This window comes from Methylobacterium tardum (assembly GCF_023546765.1).
Classification (GTDB): domain Bacteria; phylum Pseudomonadota; class Alphaproteobacteria; order Rhizobiales; family Beijerinckiaceae; genus Methylobacterium; species Methylobacterium tardum.
The window spans coordinates 315607-334146 of record NZ_CP097484.1; the positions used below are offsets into that span (position 1 = coordinate 315607).

19 protein-coding genes and 4 pseudogenes are annotated in these 18540 nt (G+C 66.1%); 11 read left to right on the forward strand and 12 right to left on the reverse strand.

The window, feature by feature from the left end:
* The first annotated feature begins 32 nt into the window (after window positions 1-32).
* A complete protein-coding gene (locus M6G65_RS01555; protein WP_238198291.1) occupies window positions 33-641 on the forward strand; it encodes a hypothetical protein in 609 nt (202 codons plus the stop codon).
* A 920-nt stretch (window positions 642-1561) separates the two neighbouring features.
* Here the strand turns inward: M6G65_RS01555 and M6G65_RS01560 are convergent.
* The 3 genes and pseudogenes from M6G65_RS01560 to M6G65_RS01570 all read right to left on the reverse strand — a co-directional run bounded on the left by M6G65_RS01560 (window position 1562) and on the right by M6G65_RS01570 (window position 3419).
* Complete coding sequence (locus M6G65_RS01560) at window positions 1562-1783, reverse strand: hypothetical protein (RefSeq protein WP_238198289.1); 222 nt, start codon at window positions 1781-1783, stop codon at window positions 1562-1564.
* Window positions 1784-2355: 572 nt separating this feature from the next.
* A pseudogene (locus tag M6G65_RS01565) lies at window positions 2356-2766 on the reverse strand (Ros/MucR family transcriptional regulator); the annotation flags it as partial.
* 398 nt (window positions 2767-3164) lie between these two features.
* A complete protein-coding gene (locus tag M6G65_RS01570; RefSeq protein ID WP_238198285.1) occupies window positions 3165-3419 on the reverse strand; it encodes a hypothetical protein in 255 nt (84 codons plus the stop codon).
* 74 nt (window positions 3420-3493) lie between these two features.
* Here M6G65_RS01570 and M6G65_RS01575 point away from each other — a divergent pair.
* Both M6G65_RS01575 and M6G65_RS01580 read left to right on the forward strand, forming a co-directional pair.
* A pseudogene (locus M6G65_RS01575) lies at window positions 3494-4030 on the forward strand (DUF4113 domain-containing protein); the annotation flags it as partial.
* Window positions 4031-4396: 366 nt separating this feature from the next.
* Complete coding sequence (locus M6G65_RS01580) at window positions 4397-5317, forward strand: helix-turn-helix domain-containing protein (RefSeq protein ID WP_347710512.1); 921 nt, start codon at window positions 4397-4399, stop codon at window positions 5315-5317.
* A gap of 399 nt (window positions 5318-5716) precedes the next feature.
* Here M6G65_RS01580 and M6G65_RS33645 read toward each other — a convergent pair whose 3' ends face one another.
* The 5 genes and pseudogenes from M6G65_RS33645 to M6G65_RS01600 all read right to left on the reverse strand — a co-directional run bounded on the left by M6G65_RS33645 (window position 5717) and on the right by M6G65_RS01600 (window position 8944).
* The gene (locus M6G65_RS33645) at window positions 5717-6808 is read right to left on the reverse strand and encodes an FUSC family protein (RefSeq protein WP_347710474.1); all 1092 of its coding nucleotides are present in this window, start codon (window positions 6806-6808) and stop codon (window positions 5717-5719) included.
* A 61-nt stretch (window positions 6809-6869) separates the two neighbouring features.
* Window positions 6870-7637: pseudogene (locus M6G65_RS33650) on the reverse strand (FUSC family protein); the annotation flags it as partial.
* A 352-nt stretch (window positions 7638-7989) separates the two neighbouring features.
* The gene (locus M6G65_RS01590) at window positions 7990-8187 is read right to left on the reverse strand and encodes a hypothetical protein (protein WP_238198281.1); all 198 of its coding nucleotides are present in this window, start codon (window positions 8185-8187) and stop codon (window positions 7990-7992) included.
* Window positions 8188-8375: 188 nt separating this feature from the next.
* Window positions 8376-8693 carry a hypothetical protein gene (locus M6G65_RS01595; protein WP_192707167.1) on the reverse strand — a complete coding sequence of 106 codons (318 nt, stop codon included), beginning with the start codon at window positions 8691-8693 and terminating at the stop codon, window positions 8376-8378.
* A gap of 68 nt (window positions 8694-8761) precedes the next feature.
* The gene (locus M6G65_RS01600; protein ID WP_238198280.1) at window positions 8762-8944 is read right to left on the reverse strand and encodes a hypothetical protein; all 183 of its coding nucleotides are present in this window, start codon (window positions 8942-8944) and stop codon (window positions 8762-8764) included.
* Window positions 8945-9390: 446 nt separating this feature from the next.
* On the opposite strand from M6G65_RS01600, the gene M6G65_RS01605 reads away from it, so the two are divergent.
* The 7 genes from M6G65_RS01605 to M6G65_RS01635 all read left to right on the forward strand — a co-directional run bounded on the left by M6G65_RS01605 (window position 9391) and on the right by M6G65_RS01635 (window position 13463).
* Window positions 9391-10251, forward strand: a complete 861-nt coding sequence (locus M6G65_RS01605; RefSeq protein ID WP_250103481.1) for an SDR family oxidoreductase — start codon at window positions 9391-9393, stop codon at window positions 10249-10251.
* 31 nt (window positions 10252-10282) lie between these two features.
* Window positions 10283-10597 (forward strand): hypothetical protein, encoded by a 315-nt coding sequence (locus M6G65_RS01610; RefSeq protein ID WP_238198276.1) that lies wholly within the window; start codon window positions 10283-10285, stop codon window positions 10595-10597.
* Window positions 10598-10622: 25 nt separating this feature from the next.
* Window positions 10623-10973, forward strand: coding sequence for a hypothetical protein (locus M6G65_RS01615; RefSeq protein ID WP_238198274.1), 351 nt, complete (start codon window positions 10623-10625; stop codon window positions 10971-10973).
* A 185-nt stretch (window positions 10974-11158) separates the two neighbouring features.
* A complete protein-coding gene (locus M6G65_RS01620; protein ID WP_238198272.1) occupies window positions 11159-11377 on the forward strand; it encodes a hypothetical protein in 219 nt (72 codons plus the stop codon).
* A gap of 128 nt (window positions 11378-11505) precedes the next feature.
* Window positions 11506-12117: a cell wall anchor protein gene (locus M6G65_RS01625; protein WP_238198270.1), complete on the forward strand. Its 612-nt coding sequence runs from the start codon at window positions 11506-11508 to the stop codon at window positions 12115-12117.
* A 72-nt stretch (window positions 12118-12189) separates the two neighbouring features.
* On the forward strand, window positions 12190-12768 hold the full coding sequence (locus M6G65_RS01630; protein WP_250103482.1) for an NADPH-dependent FMN reductase: 579 nt from the start codon (window positions 12190-12192) through the stop codon (window positions 12766-12768).
* Window positions 12769-13130: 362 nt separating this feature from the next.
* A complete protein-coding gene (locus M6G65_RS01635; protein ID WP_238198266.1) occupies window positions 13131-13463 on the forward strand; it encodes a P-loop NTPase family protein in 333 nt (110 codons plus the stop codon).
* A 182-nt stretch (window positions 13464-13645) separates the two neighbouring features.
* On the opposite strand, the pseudogene M6G65_RS01640 reads toward M6G65_RS01635, so the two are convergent.
* From M6G65_RS01640 to serA, 3 genes and pseudogenes are all read right to left on the reverse strand, one after another.
* Window positions 13646-13859, reverse strand: a pseudogene (locus M6G65_RS01640) (hypothetical protein).
* Window positions 13860-14330: 471 nt separating this feature from the next.
* Window positions 14331-14798, reverse strand: a complete 468-nt coding sequence (locus tag M6G65_RS01645; RefSeq protein WP_238198261.1) for a hypothetical protein — start codon at window positions 14796-14798, stop codon at window positions 14331-14333.
* Between the two features lie 151 nt (window positions 14799-14949).
* The gene (serA, locus tag M6G65_RS01650) at window positions 14950-16200 is read right to left on the reverse strand and encodes a phosphoglycerate dehydrogenase (protein ID WP_238198259.1); all 1251 of its coding nucleotides are present in this window, start codon (window positions 16198-16200) and stop codon (window positions 14950-14952) included.
* 323 nt (window positions 16201-16523) lie between these two features.
* Here serA and M6G65_RS01655 point away from each other — a divergent pair, with 323 nt between their 5' ends.
* Window positions 16524-17372 carry a transglutaminase-like domain-containing protein gene (locus tag M6G65_RS01655; RefSeq protein WP_238198257.1) on the forward strand — a complete coding sequence of 283 codons (849 nt, stop codon included), beginning with the start codon at window positions 16524-16526 and terminating at the stop codon, window positions 17370-17372.
* A gap of 16 nt (window positions 17373-17388) precedes the next feature.
* On the opposite strand, the gene M6G65_RS01660 is transcribed toward M6G65_RS01655, so the two are convergent.
* Window positions 17389-18156: a Crp/Fnr family transcriptional regulator gene (locus M6G65_RS01660; protein ID WP_238198255.1), complete on the reverse strand. Its 768-nt coding sequence runs from the start codon at window positions 18154-18156 to the stop codon at window positions 17389-17391.
* Window positions 18157-18540 lie beyond the last annotated feature (384 nt).

Sequence of the window (18540 nt, forward strand, 5' to 3'; positions counted from 1 at the left end):
CAACGGCCAGGCGCTACTTCCAGAGGCTCACCATGACCGGATGGGCGGGCATTCCCGTCCTCGGCCAGAACGCCGACGGATCGAGCGGCTGGATCGCCGACACGCGCTGGGTCGACGTGCGCGGCAGCTTCGCCGCGGCGCAGCGCCGGTTCGGCGGCGAGGAGGGCGGGCTGCCGATCTGCCACCACTTCACGGTGGCGAACTGCGACGCGAGCGGCAACGCGGATTTCGGCTACGCGCGCGGCGGCTCGATCGCCATCCGCGACTGCTGGACCTATGTCGGCCTCGCGGCGCGCCCGGACGCGGCGGCCATCGTCCTGCGCGGCGAGGCGCCGACCGCGATCGTGTGGGAGGGCAACACCGGGCCGCTCACCAGCCCGATCGTCCTCAACACCGGCGCCGGCCGCGGCATCGCCGATCCGGCCGCTTACTTCGCCGCGTGGCGCGCGGCGACCGGCAAGCCCGACGTGAAGCCGTTCTTCGACTGGCGCATCAGCGACTGCCGCGCGGGGCATTTTCGATCCCGCTCCCGTGATGCTCGCAACGGGCTCAGCCGTAGACAGCTCACCGCTGTCTCAGAACGCCTTCCGGCCACGGCTCAGCCGCAAAAAACAAGACCTCGTTTAAAACGCGCGGAATAATTTAACTGCCCGATAACCCCGCCTATGGTTTCCACAATGTAACTTCTTGCCCAAAAAAATCAGAGGAACGAAGACCGCGCATAGGGCTGACAACCCGGCAATCGATCAAAGTGCCGAAGCGTAAAATGCTATCTATCCAGGTGCGGATGGGCGAGCGAGATGATAGTTGCAGCTTTATTATTCGGTGCTGGGATTTTTCTCGGCCTAGGGCACAATGTATTTGCCCTGCTCCTGTCGTCATCGCTTATATTTTTTTCGTCAATAATATTTTTTGCAACTCTGTCTCAATTCGATATAGTGGAGCTTCTATTAACATTCGCATACCTGCTTGCGCATCAATCCGGCTACCTAGTCGGCGCTTATTTAGGCTATCAAGACAAAGATTGACAAAGATGCGCAATTCACCAGAACCAGATCACGCGCCCTGCACGCCAATAAATCGGTGCCCAAATCGCAACCGCAGCTACAACGGATGCAACGACAACTGGGAGCGGAGGACGAGTGCCAGACTTTGTCTTCAAATTTGTCGGAAGATGTAAAATTCTCATCGTGTCAGCCCCGGCAATAAATGCAAGTATACCTATTGTCCGAGCGACTCTGCCCCGCTTTTACGACGTAGCCTTAATCAAGACTTCGACTGCTTATCGAGAGAGGATAACGCCTTCTATAAATTGGTAACTTTCGCCGCCGGGTGACCCCTTGAGCACCAAGTACCCCTGCGTGTAGTTTCAGCACGTGACTAAAGTCAATGATATCCAGATTTTCTGCAAGTTTTATATGAAGGTAGATTAAATTTAGCACTGCAGCCCGTCCACGGCGGATCCGTCATTGAGTCACGCTTGTTCTGGCGGTCCTGGTACCAAGAGCTTCCAAGTCCGCCGGCGCGGGCCTGTCCGGGCGCAGCCGGGGTCTCGGCGGCATCAAGGCTCCTCGTCGGTCCGAGCAGCCTTCCCCTTCCGGGTGAGCAGAACGACGAAGGTCACGAAAGCGGCGGCCAGCATCAGGACCAAGGCTTCGTAGCTCCAGCGCCAGAACCAGGCACTAACCCCGCCCGGCATGTTGCGGTGTGCTGCGCGGACGACGGCCACAGCGAGCGCGATCAGCGTGAGGAAGCCAAGAACGAAGTGCAGCCAACGGGGCATGCTGCCGGGGTAGCATGCCCGGTCTCGTCCCGGTAACCGCCGGCCGCCATCCTCGGCAGCACAGGCTCGCTCTCAGGCTTCACGCTGCTAAGGACGACGCTGGCATCTGGGCCAGCCAAACCGGGCATCCTTCGGCATCTCACCCAAAAGGAGGATACGGCTTAGCTGGTCACATTGTTAAAAACAGTCTCCGACAGCCCGACCGGGGGCCTCGCTCATGTCTTCAGGTAAGCGCGACCAGGTCCGCTCTGCACAGCGCTGGTCCAAGCCTGAACGATCACCGGCTTTGCGCCGCGGACGTGAACACTGGGTGGCCCGCTGGATCGGCGCTGCTAATCTTCGCCGGTCAAAAGCCGCCGCAGCAGCTGCTATCGAAAGGCCCTGCGCCAAGATCATTCGGCTGAGCTGGGCCGATACCTTCGGCCGTCCGATGCGCGTCGCTCCAACGCCTCTTCCGAGCCGCTGGAGTCGTGGTGACACGAGTGACGATCTGAAGTCAGCGGCTCGGCGGCCCGCCTGTGTTGGGCCGGCGATCTCGCGACACTTCTAAGCTGACCGGCGCGCACCTGCACGCCAAGCCCGATCGCTCTAGCTAGGGCCGAGCGCTTCTCGGCGTAGCTCGGGGCCACCATCGGGTAATCGCTGGGTAGTCCGAACCGTTCACGGTAGCTGTGCGGGTCAAGCCCCTTGGCTGAGAGATGGCGCTTGAGCGTCTTATAGGTCCTGCCGTCGATGAAGCTCGTTATCCCGTCATCCCGGACCGACTTGCGAATTTGGAGCGCGCTTGGCTTCTGGATCTCGTAAGTCGAGGCAGGCGCGTCAGATATGCCGCCAGAGGCTAGTCCCGCGATCGCGGTATGAACGCTTTGAATAAGCTTCGGAAGCTCAGCCATCGGGACGGGGTTCCGCGAGACGTATGCGGAAACGATCCCGCCGGCTAGTTCGATCAGGTCCGACGTGCGGTCTGGTGTTCCCGTAGTCACTTTGCTTCACCCCACCGAATTCTGGCCCGCAAGCTATGACTACCGCTAACGGAAGGCAACTCAAAATTTGAGTTACGCTTTCGGCCGGTTATAATGATTTTGCACCACCGAAGCGGGAATAATGACGCTGCTCAGCTGCTCTGGAGCGGGATGATCGGCCACCACACTCGGCTTGGCCGCCCATTCGCCGTGACGATTGCGCGCTCGCGAGCCTCGGTCGAAGCTATTCAATCGTGTCCTTGGGCATGCCTCCCACCGGCCAATTGGTCGTCTTCAGTTTGGTCGACGCGATGGAGCTCTGCCTCGTCATCGGCCGCGTGCTGCTTCTTCGTGGCGACCAGTGGGTTGAAGGAGGCGGTTGCTACGTCATGAGCCTGCTGGACGCACGTCGCTGATCGTCAGCCGCCCTGCAAGCTCTCGGCGAAGTCGTCCGGGATCTCGCCCCACTGTCCGAGGATGGTGACGCCTTCCAGCTCGCCCGTCTCGTCGTCGGCCACCACCTTCAGCGCCGCCGCGCCGGGCATCCGCTTGGCCAGGTTCTCGGCCTTCTTCAGCGCCCCGCTCTCGGTCTGCGCCGGCTCCTGCCGGCCCGGCCGCAACCGCTTCCGGTGCACCTCGAACGGCTGCACCACGAACGCCGTCTTCATCGCCATGTCCGCCCGTCCTAGCTGACGGTCGGCGCAACGCGCTGCCGCCGTTCGCTTTTCTCGACCCTGTCCACACCCGTCGCTCGTTCTCCAGCCGGATCACGGAGCGCGCGGTGCTGGAGGAGGCGGTCGCCGCGCATGCGACGCGGCTCGGTGAGAAGCTGCGGCGCGAGGGGCTCGGGACCAACCACGTCACGGTCTTCTACCACACGAGCGAGCACGACCGGGACGATCCGATGCGCTCGGTCTCGACCACCGTGCAGTTGCCAGAGCACACCTCGGACACGCTGGCGCTGATCAAGGCGGCGCGACACGGCGTGGCCAAGACCTGGCGGGAGCCGGGCGAGCGGCCGTGGCGCTTCTCCAAAGCGGGGATTGTCACCAACGACCTCGTGCCGCTGTCGCACAGCCCGCGGGCGCTGATCGGCGCGCTGGATCGCGAGCGATCGGGGCCGCTGATGGCGGCGATGGATGCCTGCAACGCGCGCTGGGGCCGAGGCGCGGTGGTGCCGGCCCGCGCGGGTCTGGTGAGCCGGCGCGACTGGAACACCAAGTTCGAGATGCGCACGCCGCGCTACACCACGCAGGTGAGCGAGCTGCCGGTCGCCTATGCATGACCGCCCTACCTCGCAAGCGATCGCAAGCTGCAAGGTCTGTTATGGGTGGAACTCTGTCGTTCCGGTTCCGGGAGCGGGTATGAAGAAAGCGGACGCTCGCCGATTTGCCGGAAGAGGCCGGTGAGCTTTCGGTCGTTCGAGCACGTGACGCCTTTTAAAGTTTGTTGGTCCGACGGCACATTTTATGGCGAAAATTCCAAGCGCTATCCAAATGTATAAATAATTCAATTCAGAATGTATATTGTAAACACTCGCAACTGCGGACATAACGCGGCCGCGATGAAGACCATCTTCTCAACGGACGGGGTGTTGCCGAGGGACCGATTTCGGCACTGGCGTGAAGTCTGTGAGGATCGTCTCGTCCCAATGGAGCAAAGACCTCTGGGCGACGGGCAGTTTGATGCCACAATCGACGGGGCAAGTATTGGTGGACTAGATTTTACCAAATTCGCTTTGCGCAACCTCAGGGCCTCGACAACACCGAGAACTCTCCGCCACGAAAATCATAAGACTGATCATCTTTTCATGAGCATGGTGCTGACCGGCACCGTGAAAGCGGACCAGAACGATCGATCGAGCACGGATGGAACCGGCGACTTCGCGATTCGCGATACGAACATGCCATGGACGATCGAGCACGACGGCTACACCGAAGTGCTAGCCATCGCGATCCCACGGCAGCGGATAGAGACCGTGCTGGGGCCGGCTCGGCTCTTCGCCAGTCTGACCGTCGAGGGCCACCAACCTGTAGCCACCCTGGCTCGCTCCTTCTTGACGAATTTGTCGGCTCGGGCGGATCAGATGTCACCGGCAGTCGCCGAGCGCATGGTTGGGGTGGGAATTGATCTCATCGTCGCCAGCCTCGCCGAGCGCATCGCCCGGGAGGTGCCCCAGCCTGTCCAAGGCTCTCTCGTCGTCCAGCGCGCCAAAGCCTATGTCGAGGCCAACCTTCACGACCAAACCCTCGATCCACCACAGCTCGCCTCCGTGGTCGGCGTGTCTGTGCGGCGGCTCCAGGAGCTGTTCCACAAGCGCGGTCAGCACATCTCGGATTGGATCTGGGAGCGCCGGCTGGCGGCAGCAGCCAAGCGCCTGAGCGATCCGGCCTGCGCCCACCTGTCGATTGGCATGCTGGCCTATAGCTGCGGCTTCGTCAGCCAGGCCCATTTCGCGCGCCGCTTCAAGGATCGCTACGACATGAGCCCCCGTGACTACCGGCGGGCTCAAAGGCAGGACGTGCAGTCAGTCGCGTCCGCCTTCGGGCTGCCGGCCTATGCAGCTGAGTGACCGGGTTGGGTCGGAAGTGGAATGTCCGCTCTTGGGCAGAAGGACAGAACCCGTTCCTCAACCTTCTCGGACGCACATCAAGGCAAGCGGCGGATCTTTCCTGCGCCTAATTGGACACGCTCGGCGTCGCTGATCACGAGGGCAGGAGAGGGCGTTTGAGCAGTCGTCGAACCACTGACGGGGTGCGGAGGCGTCGAAAATTCGCCTTGCCTAACAATAGGGTCAGTACGCGCGGGTGCGGGAGCCAAGCCATTGGCGCCATTGCGTTATGGCTTAACTGCTCGGGGAGCCACCGACCCAACCCTCCCGAATTCTTCGGCTCCGGCCGCCACTCGAGCGCAAAATCGTGCGTTTCTTCGTGGCGCACCGAGGACCATCGACGCTCACGCGAAGCGGCCGTCACGTCTCCGGATGCGCGATCGTCTGAAGGAAGCGCTTGTGGCGCGCCATGACGCGCGCGACCGCCACGAGATCGCTCACGGCCCGGGCAACCGGCAGGCTCTGAGAGGCGTCGGCGTCGCGGACGGCCCTGAGCAGAGCCTGCGCGGCGGCTTCGATGTCACCCACGGTTCCGCCGGCCAGGGCCGCGCGCGCCTGCGCGCTCGCTGTCTGCAGGACGGCATCCCGGTGGAAGGCGCGCAGTTGGTCATGCGCCCGTGCGGCGGACGCCTCCAGGTGGGCGATGGCGAAAGCGAGCTTCAGGCGACGCGCCCGCACGATATCCGGTCCGGCATTGATCTGGGCGTACTGAAAGATCCGATCGGAGTTCAGGCTGGTCCGGTCGACCGCATCGCCGCCTGCGCCCACGAGGGCGCTCCGAACATCCCGGATCGCGGAGTCGAAGGCATACGCCCGGGCCTGATCGGGCCGGATCGGCAGGATGACCCGCACCGTCGTCGCGAGGATGACGGCCACGATCGTCATCTGAGCGAAATTCCCGAAGAACGTCTGCGCATCGAAGCTCTGCGGGTTTCCCGGCGACAGCAGCACCGGGAAGTAGACCAGCAGGATGAAGCCGATGGACGCGGTCGGCGGATTCAGGATCAGGAAACAGGCGGCGAAGACGACAGGCGCGACCGCAAGCGCCAGGATCGGGAAGCCGTTCACCGTCGGCAGCGTCAGGAGCAGGATCAGGCCGGCCGCCAAGCCCGCGAGCGGGATGCCGATGACGACGCCGTTGGCGTATTTCAGAGGATCGGGATTGACCGACGACATTGCCCCCATCGCGGCGACCTGCACGAGGGCATAGGTCGTCGCCGGCCAGCCGAGCCCGACGAACAGGGCCGCCGTCAGCGCGAAAGCGAGGGCGACGCGTGCGGCACCGCGGAACGCCACAGGGAAATCGCGGTGGGTCGGCAGGCGAACGTCGCGCAACGGCCGATGGCCGTTCCTGAGGGCATTCAGTCCGTCCTGCGCAAACATCAACGCGGTCGCGAGGTCGCGGGCGCGCTGAAGGGTGAGAACCTCGTCCGAGGCTGCGACGACCGTCACGGACCGCAGCCTCGATCAGCGCCCGTAGCCGCCCGCGGGCTTCGGCGAAGGCCGAATTGTCCACCGATGCGCCGTCGTCGGCCACCAGCCGGGCGCAGATCGAGCGGGCCTCCGCGATGGCCGGACGGTCCGGGCCGGCATCCCGCGCGGCGATGGCGAAGTTCCGGCTCGCCGCCATGGTCGCGTAGAGAGCCGCGATGGCGCTGCGGGCCCCCGCGGCCCGCTGGGGGCCGTCGTCGAGTTCGCCCGCGATCGCGCTCGCATCCGCCCTCAGCGGCGCCGTCATGCGGATCAGATCGAGCGCCTTCTCGGGGCCGGGATCGCCGTCGCGGAGCGCTTGGCGGGCAAAGACCTTCGCCGACCGGAGGGCCGTCGCGATCGGGGGCAGGAGGCCGCGCCACGTGCTGGGTGAGGCGAGCGCGTCGTTGATGAAGGTGATGGCCGTGATGGCGACGGCGATCGCCGCCACGCGCGACACCGCCGCGTCGAAGACGTTCTGCGGCGTGTCGATGTTGCTGATCGCGATGATCGCCACCGTGTAGCCCGACAGCATCGCCCCGTAAGCACGGGTATCCTGCAGATACTGCGCGACAAACACGCAGAGGCTCAGCCAGGCCGTGAAGCAGACCAGCATCAGCACCCGGTCCTGGCCGAATGCCGCCGCGAACACGATGGAGATCACGCCGCCGAGGATCGTTCCGAGGAACCGGTAGATCGCCTTGGAAATCGCCTGTCCGCGCTTCGGTTGCGCCAGGATCGCGACGCTCACGGCCGCCGAGGAGGCGCTCTCCAGCTGAAGCCAGAACGCGACGTAGAGCGCGAGCATCATCGCGATCCAGATGCGGAGCGCGAAGAACCAAGCTTGCGGTTGCGGGACGACCGCGTCCAGGCGGTCGAGAAGGCGGTTGAACCGCGATAGGCGAGCTTCAGACACGCGTCACCCGACTCGCCTCGTCCGACCGGTCAGCCGCCATCAAGCGGTACTCTGGATTCTGGCAGGCCCGCTCAGGACTCGCGCCCGTGCGCGCGGCCCGACTTCATGTGCTCCCGCGCAAAACCGAAGATCGCCGCCGATTTCAGGATGCCGGGCTCGGGCGGGACTGTCTTGTGCGTGATCAGGGAGACGTGACACTCACGTGTGTTAGCACGTCAGGCAAAACACCACGCTGCTGAGCTTTGACCTACCGGCGGCGGCGTGCGCGGAACGCGTATAGTATCGCAAAGGCGACGATAACGCCCAGGATCAGCCAGACCGGGGTGCTGAGGAGCGCATTGGATTGCGCAGCCTCGGTCCCCGGCGTCGGATTGACAGCCTGGGCCAGAGCCGAGCTGAGCGAGACGCTCGCGAGGAGCGGAGCGAGGATTACCGATCGCGACATCGCACCTGTCCTGATCCTGGTTCTGCATCCGGGACAACCGAGGCGGCCATCATCCACTTTCAGAATGGCCGGCTGATCGGACGCCAGGCAACAAACAGCTAGGCCTGCCTGCCGCGGAACGCCCGGGAGTCCCGGCGCGCGCCGCGACTCCCGACCGGATCGCGACTCCGGTGACGGGTTGCCGGCCTTTACGAATGCTGCTGCTTCCTGAGGCTGCTCTGCGCGCCGGATTCGTCCGTCATCGGGTTGGCGAGCCCGCTGGTATTCCCGCTGGCATCCGCCGCCTCGTCGAGGGAGACCTGACGATTCCCGGCATGGTCCTGATACTGCTCAGTCTGAACGTTCTTGCTGTCGAGGCCGCGCTCGTCGCTGTGACGAGACTTGTCGCGGTTGCTGAGAACCATGTTCTCCGGCAGCACACCGTCCGGCAATTCCGACATCGCGCCGGTCCCATCACCCTTGCCCTGGGCGCCCGGACCGACCTTATGCCGACTTGCATTCGCCATGTTGATTCTCCGATGCGGAACCTAAGCTGTGTTCGGCACGGCGGACGCAGCCGCCGCGCTGGCGGCTGTCAGCGGTCCTGCTGGTAGCCCTGATTGGTGGTGTTCACCTTCGAGTTCCCGGCCTGCCCGATCTTGTCGGGATCCTTCGTCTGAGAACCGGCGCGGCCTTGCGAAAGCGGCGCTTCCGTCGCGCTACCGGGGCCCTTGTCGGAGCGGTTCGCCGGAGGAACGGGTGGTGGCTTGGTCGTCATGTGTACCCCGTCGTTGCCGAATGTGGTGCAAACCCGGGGGCACACGCATCGTTCCGGATGATGTGTATCCGGCCAAGCTTTCCGAACAGACCGCGCGCCATCTCCGTGACGGAATACAAAGATACACTTTGCGTCGCAGCCGACGTGCCCCGGATCGGGCAACCGCATCGACATCTACTGCGCGTTTGCGGGGAACGACGGCGCGGATGAGCGCAGCGGCGGATCTGCGCGACCGACGAAACAATGGCCGGGAGGCCGGGTTATCGGGGCAGAACCGAAGCCCGCTTCGATCCAACGGGCCTCACCGGGGCATGAAGCCGGGGCGCTCTTCGACAGCGGCCACACGCGATCTTCGGGCACAGCCTGCCTCCCATCGTCGCGGCGCCCTGCGTCGCGGCCCTCGATGAGACGTCGTGACCAGCCGCCGCGCTGGAAGGAGCGCCACAATGACCGACTTTCCCAAGCCGCCCTTCGACCGGCAACGCCAGCTCACCCCGCCGGCGCGGGACGCCGACATGGACCCGCGCCCGGATTACGGCGAGGCGCACTACAAGGGATCGGGGCGGCTGTCCGGCCGGAAGGCGATCATCACCGGCGCTGATAGCGGCATCGGCCGAGCGGTCGCTTTGGCTTTCGCCCGCGAGGGCGCGGACGTTCTGGTGAGCTATTACGACGAGCACGACGACGCCCGGGAAACCTGCCGCCTTGTCGAGTCCGCCGGGCGCAAGGCCGTCCCGCTCCCCGGCGACATCAAGGATCCGAAGCATTGCCGGGCCATCGCCGACAAGGCCGTCGCCGAGTTCGGGCAAGTCGACGTGCTGGTCAACAACGCCGCGCACCAGAAGACCTTCGCCAACCCGGAGGAGATCTCGGACGAGGAGTGGGAGGTCACGTTCGCGACCAACATCCACGCGATGTTCTACCTTGTGAAGGCCGCGCTCCCGCACATGAAGGGCGGCAGCGCCATCATCAACACGACCTCGGTGAATGCCGACACGCCGAGCCCGCAGCTGCTCGCCTACGCGACCACCAAGGGCGCGATCCAGAACTTCACCGGCGGCCTGGCGCAGATGCTGGCCGAGCGCGATATCCGCGTGAATTGCGTGGCGCCCGGCCCGATCTGGACGCCGCTCATCCCCTCGACCATGCCGGAAGAGAAGGTGCGCAGCTTCGGCTCCCAAGTTCCGATGAAGCGCCCCGGCCAGCCCTGCGAGCTCGCGCCGGTCTACGTCATGCTGGCGAGCCCGGAATCCAGCTACGTCTCCGGCGCGACCGTCGCGGTCACCGGCGGCAAACCGATTATCTGATCCATCCTGCGCAGCAAAACGGGAGCATCCCTTGGCACACGAGACCGACGACACGCAGCGTTCGAAGCGCCCGAACCTCAGGGAGTTCGACGCCTACACCGATCGCAACGGCCAGGATTTCGGCCAGGACGAGGCCCGGGACGTCGGACGCCCGGCGCAGCTGCAGCGCGAACTCGAATCCGATCCGAGCTGGCAGGCGGAGACGGCACGGATCGCCTCGGGTTACCAGCGCCTGGATTCTGTGGCCGGCGGCAGCACCGCCTCGGTCGAGGCGACAGAGGCGGAGACTCCTCCCGAGAACCTGCGCCATCTCGGCGATGCCAGCACCACGTCGAAATCGTCCTGACCGTCGGCCCGAGGAAACCCCAGGGATGATCCCGAGCCGCGTGCACGCCGTCACCGATTACGTCTTCCCCGCGATGATCGCCGCACTCTCGCGGGGGCGTGGTCCTGCCACGCGCCGGATCATGCGGATCGGCCCCGTGTGGCACTACGCGTACTCGCTCCTGACGCGCTACGAGGGCGGTCTCGTGCCGTTCCTGTCCATGCGGACCCACCTCGCCTGCGACGCGGTCGGCGCCCTCAGCTTCGTCGGCGCGGCCGCGCTCCTGCAGGACGAGCCGGCGGAAGATCGCCTTCTGCTCGCGGCCCTCGGCCTCAGCGAACTCGCGCTCATTGCGGTGAGCGACCGGGACGTTTCAGCCGGCGCGCAGGGGCGCTGAACAGGGGCGCTGATCCCGATCGAAGGCTCGGCGACGATGCCGAACCGGTCGCAGCCGCTCTGCCGCGACCGCCATGCTCCCGCGGGCGAGGGGAATCGATGATGGTGGCGACCTGGGCAGTCAGACGCGGCCGCGCTTGCTGTGAAGCGGCGGGTGCCGGCGCCGTCGCGAGCGCCTGAGCGGCGATGCCGTCCATCCTCGGCCTGCCCCTCGCGATGGCCTCGCTGTTCACGCTCGGCTGCATCCTCATCCAGAAAGCCGGCACGCGCGCCGAGGCCGTCACCGAGGGTCTCGGCGTCCTGTTCCTGCTCTGCGCCCTGCTGAACGCGATCACCCTCCTGGCATTCCCCGCCGGCACGCACACGCCCGGCCCGGCCGCGATCCGCGCGATGTCGGCCTGGTAATGCGCCGGCAGAAATTGCCGCGCGGTCGAACCTGCCGGTGCTTTGCCCGGACGGGTGCTTGAAATCACAGGCGAATTTCTGGAACGCGCCGTGCCTGCCGGATCCGAAAGGCGGCAGAGGATTCGGCTATGTCGGTGAACACGGTCTCAGGGGCTTCGCTTCAGAAGGATCTCGTCAGCGCGCTGCGTCAGGCGCGCGCTGCAAATGCGCGGCCGGTGGACGCCGACACGTTCACGCCCGCGTCGCAGGATGCCGGATCGGCCCAGAGCGCCGGCAGCGCCGCTCAGTCCGGCAGCGCGGCTTCCGCGCCGGCGATGTCGAACGACCTGATGGCCTCGCTCCTGCAACTGCAATCCGACTTCAGCCAGATGGGCCTGCAGAACGGCGTCACATCGCCGACCGACCCGGCCGATGCCTCCGGGACCGCCGCGAGCTCCAGTGTGACGGACGCAAGCCAGGGCGCGGGCGATGCGACCCCGGTCCAGCGTCATCGCGGGCATCATCACCATCCGCTCGCGTCGGACGCTGCGGACGGCACGCAGGCCGGGCAGGCGAGCGGCGCCTCGGACACGTCGACGGTCGCGGGCGCATCCTCGAGCGGCGACGCGTCCTCGACGGCCAGCATCGGGAGTGGTCTGGACGCCTTGCTGCAGCAGATGACGAAGGCGATCGCCGCCTACGCGAGCGGCGGCCCCGTCGGCGTCGCGGCGGCGGCGTTGACGAGCACCGCGAAGGCCTGAGCGGACGGGTTGTGCGGCGCGCCTGGAGCGGCGCGCGCGGCTCTGGCATGATCGCGCGTCTGGGAGGCCACTATGACCCTGACCGTGCCCGTCATCCTCGGCAGCGTCCGATCCGACCGGATCGGCATTCGGGCCGCCCGCTTCCTGACGTCGAAGCTGGAGGCACGAGGCCACGCCGCGCCGCTCGCCGATCCTGCCGAGCTGAAGCTTCCGTTGCTCGACCGGATGTACAAGGAATATCCGGCCGGCACGGCACCGGAACCGCTCGAGCGGCTCGCCGCGCTATATCGTGGATCCGACGCGTTCCTGATCGTCTCGGCCGAATATAACCACGGGGTCCCGCCCGCGCTCTCGAACACCCTCGATCATTTTCTCGAGGAGTATTATTGGCGGCCATCGGCGATCTGCTGCTACTCGGCAGGACAGTTCGGCGGCGTCCGGGCGGCCATGCCGCTGCGCGCGATGCTCGCAGAGATGGGCATGCCCAGCATTCCCTCGCTCCTGCCGATCCCCCGTCTTCAGAAAGCTATCGGCGACGACGGAACGCCCGCAGAGTCGTGGCTCGAGCGGTCCGCGAACCGGTTCCTGGATGAATTGGAATGGTATGCCGAGGCCCTGCGCACCCGGCGCGCCCAGGGCACCCCATACTGACCTCTGACGCGGCTCCCTGCCGGGACATCTGCGGCGCCTCACTGTCCGGTTCATACCGTCGAGACGGCGGCCGTCAGCCATACCCATGGTCGACGTTTGCGCGCGGGATCCTAAGGTCACGAATACAGATTATTCTTCCGCCTCTTCATCGTCTCGGCCTCTATCCGTCAGCGGCTGATCCGGGCCCGATCCCACAAAAATTCGAATATTGCTCGGATGTTTCCAGGAATATTGACCGGCACGATGGTCAGAGCGCCGCGGCCGCCGCCTGCGAGACTGTATTACGCTGTTGCAAAAAGGTGGCTGCACAGTCCGGCGAACTATGAGAACTTAGCCATGTTCCCGAACCCGGACTGATTCCGATGAAGATCGACGAGAGGGCGCTCCTTCAGGAGCGCGTGCGGACGCTTGTCCTGCGTCACGCACTGGAAGCTGTGCTTGCACGTCTCGCGACGGCCACGCAGGAGGCCGGGACGGACGCCGAAACCGAGTTCCTGGACTTGGAGCAATCCCTGGTCAGCGCCGCCCGCAGCATCGCCGAGCGGGCGAGCACGCAGAAGCTGGCGGTGCTGGTCGCCGTCGAGGATGCAAGCACGACGATTCGCGCCGCCTTCGACGCCGCGCATGAGCGCCTGGACGCACTCCGACCGGTGCATCTCACACTGGTCGAGACGCCCGACGCCGTAGCCGCCTGAGGCCGGATAGGGTCCGCAACGCTCGGCGTGGCGAACACAGGCCCGCGTCGAGGTCCCGCCTGAGATCTGGGATGGTGCTTACACCGCGGCGCGTCACCGGTCGGAACTAAGCCGCCGAGACGCCATCGCTTGGATCGGGCGCGGCGACCCAAGAAGGCCGCCGCGTGAGCCCGCAGCGCCGCTTACTGCTTGGCGCGGTTGATGATCGTCCACAGCACGCGGGCCACGGGCTCGGTGACGGTGCGCCGATACTTGCGGTGGACGAGTTGCCCGTTGTGGTAGACGTCCTGCTCGACATAGAGCCGCTCGCCGTCCCAGCGGACGATGTTGTCGACTCGATGGTCTCCTCGACACCGAGATCCCCCGCACGATCGAGCTGCCAGTCTGAGTGAGCATACGCGCGTCCTCGTTCACGCAATTGGTCTTGCAGGGACGGCGCGGCCGCACGCCGTGGGACGCGACAGCCGGCAAATTCCCGCCACGGGCAGCATAGGAGCGCGTCGGGATACATGCCAGCGACGCGGTCGACGCAATCGACCGACCGTAACGCCGGCACGCCCCGACCGGACCAGACAGCAGCGGCGCCAGCTTAACGTTACCCATGTGCGCTGGGGCACCTCGGGTTCAGTCGTCGGGTGCGATGCTTCACAAGCGCGCCAGGGCTGCACACAGGACCGTTCCTGTATCGGCGATCGCGCGACGGAGGCGCCCATGCTCGCTCGCCCGTTCCGATTCGTCGCCCCGACGCTCGCAGCCCTCGGCCTGATCGCCCTGCGTCTGGCCAGCCCGCTGATCGGGCCGGCCGCCCCCTGTCAGCCCGACATGGCCGAGGATGGGGGGTCGTCTTCCGGCACTATCTCTGAGCGATCAGCCGCGGCGGCTCAGGACAGCGCTCGGCACCGCGCAGGCCGGCTGGGCTGCCGGCCCGAGGACGATGTCACCCTGACGTGGATTGTTGACCGTGAACGGCGCGGTCTCCTGCGTTCCGAAGAACCCGCGCCCGAGTTGGGGAACGAACAGATCGTCCCCGAATCGCACGAAGCAGCGGTCGAGCACGGCCTCGTAGTCGAAAGTCCGGTGCAGCACCGGCTCGCCGCCGGGGATGCCGCAATAGGCCGACACGTCGATCTGGCCCGGTCGCGACAGTCGCACTGGCACGGACCGCCCGGGCGGCAGCGTCACCGGAGGGCCGGCTTCGTTCCGCACCACGAGCACGAAGTTCGAGCGGTTGTAGACGCGGCGGAGGCAATCCGCCGAGGCATCGGAGGCGGCCGGAACCGTCCCGGCGATGCCGAGCACGAGGCCGGCCCAGGCGCGCGCAACACGTTTCGTCACCGTCAATCCTCCGCCGCCGATCCGATCCACCGGGACCGGTCGCACGCCACTTGAACAGCGGCCGGCTTGGCCACGCAAGTCGAACGCGGCAGGCGCGGGCGCGTTCACGCGCGCAGCGTAAATGCCCGCCGCGGATTGCGTAGCCGAGCGCTCAACGCCGCTCGTAGAGCAGCCGGGCGCGGATGGTGCCCGGTATAGCGCGGATCTCGTCGAGGAGCCCCTCCGCGTCCGCGTCGGTGGCGTCCGTCTCCAGCACCACGTAACCGACCTCGCCGTCGGTCTGGTAGAACTGCGCCGCGATGTTGACGTGCCCCCGGGAGAACACGTCGTTGAGGCGCCCCAGCATGCCCGGCAGGTTGCGCTGGACATGGATGAAGCGCGTGCCGGTCGGCCGGGCGGGCAGTTGCACCTGCGGGAAATTCACCGCGCCGACGGTCGACCCGATATCGGAATAATCCACGAGCTTGCGGGCCACTTCGGCGCCGATGCGCTCCTGCGCCTCTTCCGTGGAACCGCCGACATGCGGCGTGAGGATGACGTTCTCGATCCCCTGGAGCGGGCTTACGAAGGTCTCGGCGTTGGATCCCGGCTCCACGGGGAAGACGTCGACGGCGGCGCCCTTGAGGTGGCCGTCGCGCAGGGCCGATGCGAGAGCGTCGAGATCGACCACGGTGCCCCGGGCGTTGTTGATCAGGAACGCGCCGGGCTTCATGGCCCGGATCTCGGCTTCACCGATCATGTTGGCCGTGGAGTCGGTCTCCGGCACGTGGAGCGAGACCACATCGCTCTGGGCGAGCAGCTCGTGCAGCGTCTCGGTGGGCTCGGTATTGCCGTGTCGCAGCTTGTCGGTGTGATCGTAGAACAGGACGCGCATGCCCATGGCTTCCGCCAGGGTGGAGAGCTGCGTTCCGATATTGCCGTAGCCCACGATGCCCAGCGTCTTGCCGCGGACCTCGAGCGACCCGACCGCCGACTTGTCCCAGCGGCCGGCATGGGCGCCGACCGAGCGCGGCACGATCCGGCGCAGCAGCATCACGATTTCGCCGATCGTCAGCTCGGCCACCGAGCGTGTGTTCGAGAAGGGCGCGTTGAAGACCGGGATGCCGCGGTGGCGCGCCGCTTCGAGATTGACCTGATTTGTCCCCACCGAGAAGCAGCCCACCGCCAGAAGCCGGTCCGCAGCCTCGAAGGCGGCCGCGTCGAGCTGCGTCCGGGACCGGATGCCCACAATGTGCACCCCCTGCAGCGCCTCGTGCAGGGCCTCCCGGTCGAGCGCCTTCGGCAGCCGCGTCAGGTTGGTGTAACCGGCCGCCCGCATCAGCGCGACGGCGCTGTCGTTGATGCCTTCGAGCAGCAGGACCCGGATCTTGTCCTTGGGCAGGGAGAGCTTGTCGGGCGTCATCGGCATCGATCGTCTGGCAGGAAGTCTCGGCGGGATTCGGTCGCTCCGAGCCCCGAGGCGACAGGGATACGAGCGTGCCCTGTGCGATGCAACATGGCGCGGCGCCGGGCAGAGGTGCGCCGCCGCAACGGGCCGTGCGGTCAGTCGCGCGAAGACATCGATCGCGGCGCGTGCCTCCGCTGCTCAATATTAGAGCAGATGACGGGGCAAGAACTGAGCTTCCGGACGGAACTCTGCTTCGGCTCATCGCTTTTTAGGGCCCTGGACTGAAACAACCTGCCTCTCGTCCAGCCGAGCGGCGGTTTCCGACATGGTTCCCGACGATGCATATTCGCACCGGATTCTCGATCGCCTTCGACACCGTCGGCCCGACGCCGATGAACCTGCTCCTGAACGTGCGTCCGGAGCGCAGGACCGATCTCGTCACCCCGGAGACGATCACCTTCGATCCGCCGATTCCCGCCCGCCAGCACGTCGATGCTTTCGGCAACGTCTGCACGCGCATCGTCGCGCCGGGCGGCCGGATCACCATGGCGGCCGATTTCACGATCGCCGACAGCGGCCTTCCGGACGATCAGGCACCCGGCGCGCGTCAGCCCTCCGTGCAGGACCTGCCGGACGATGTCCTGATGTACCTGCTCGGCTCGCGCTACTGTGATACCGACAAGCTCTCGGGTGTCGCGTGGTCGCTGTTCGGCAGCACACCGGAAGGCTGGGCCCGGGTCCAGGCGATCGTCGACTTCGCCCACGCGCATCTGCGCTTCGATTATCAGCAGGCCGACGCGACCCGCACCGCCTTCGACGGCTACACTCAGCGGGTCGGGGTGTGCCGCGACTTCGCGCATCTCGCGATCACCCTGTGCCGCTGCATGAACATCCCGGCGCGCTACGCCACCGGCTATCTCGGCGATATCGGCGTGTCGAAGGATCCCGCCCCGATGGACTTCTCAGCGTGGTTCGAGGTCTATCTCGACGGTCCAGAGGGCCCGCGCTGGTACACGTTCGACGCGCGCCACAACCGGCCGCGGATCGGCCGCATCGTCATGGCCCGCGGACGCGACGCAACCGACTGCGCCCTGACGACGAGCTTCGGTTCCGCGTACCTCGCGCGGTTCGACGTCCACACCGACGAAGTGCCGGGCGCAGCCACGCCTCTGGCCCGCGCAGCCTGAAAGCAGGTGGGTGCTGCTAGACGGTTTCGGCCGTCTCGCGGACGGCCGGCGCGTTGTTGCCCTGGTGGAGGAAGGTCGGATCGAACTCGGCCACCGCGACCAGGGCGTCCCAATCCTCGATGGTCAGGACACCGCCGCTGAGGGTGACCAGCTTGCGCGCCCGCAAGGTGCGCAAAACCCGGTTCAGATGCACGCTCGTCAGGCCGAGCGCATCGGCCAACTCCGCCTGCTTCGGGGCCAGGGAGAAGCTGAGGCCATTCGTCAGTCCGACCGCGCGCTGCCGGAGATACAATTCGCAGAACAGGTGCGCCACGCGTCCGAGCGCCTGACGCCGGCCCAGGCTGGTGATCCGCTCGCGATAATGGGCCCCGTCGATCAGGGTATCCCGCCACAGGGCATTCGCAAGGTCCGGGTGCCGCCGGAGCACCCGATGCAGCGCGTCGTGCGGGATGAAGGCGATGGTGCAGGCCGTCAGGGTGGCGAGATTGTGGTCCATCCGGTGCAGATGCAGGCTCTGCAGGTCCGGCATATCGCCGGCGACGTAGAACGACAGGATCTGCCGGCCGCCTTCGGACAGCGCGGCATAGCGCGAGACCCAGCCCTGGAGGACGAGGCAGCACTGGCTCGGCCGTTCGCCGAACCGGGCGATATCGTGGCGCCCCGGCAGGTTTCGAACCGTGTGCGGCAGATCGAGGATCGCGGTCCGATCCTCTTCGGCCAGGACCGTTATGCTGTCGAGCTTGCGCGTCAGCATCTCCAGCGGTGAGTGTCGTCCGGTCGGCATCCGCGCTTAGGCCTTGAGCTGCCCGATCAGGTGGGACCGTCGCGGCTGACCCGCTTCGGCCGGACGGTTGAGACAGGAGCCCAGCACGTTCATTCCTCCAGACCGGACATCGATCGGCGCTCTCCTGCGGGCACCGGCCTTGAACCTGGTGCCAGACCCGATCGGCGAAGCGATGGCCCTGCGAGACGAGCAGGATCACGTCGCCGCTGCCGGAAGCCCTCGTGTCGCCGCCAGAGGTATCGCGCCTGCACGGCGCCGGGCAAGAGCGGCAAGCGAAAGCGTCACCAGGCCGCGGATGTGCCATCCGCCGCGGCGCGGACCCCCCCGTTCGGTTGAAGTCAGAGGGCCGATGCTGTATGGCACGCGCGTCCTCCCGGATCCGCT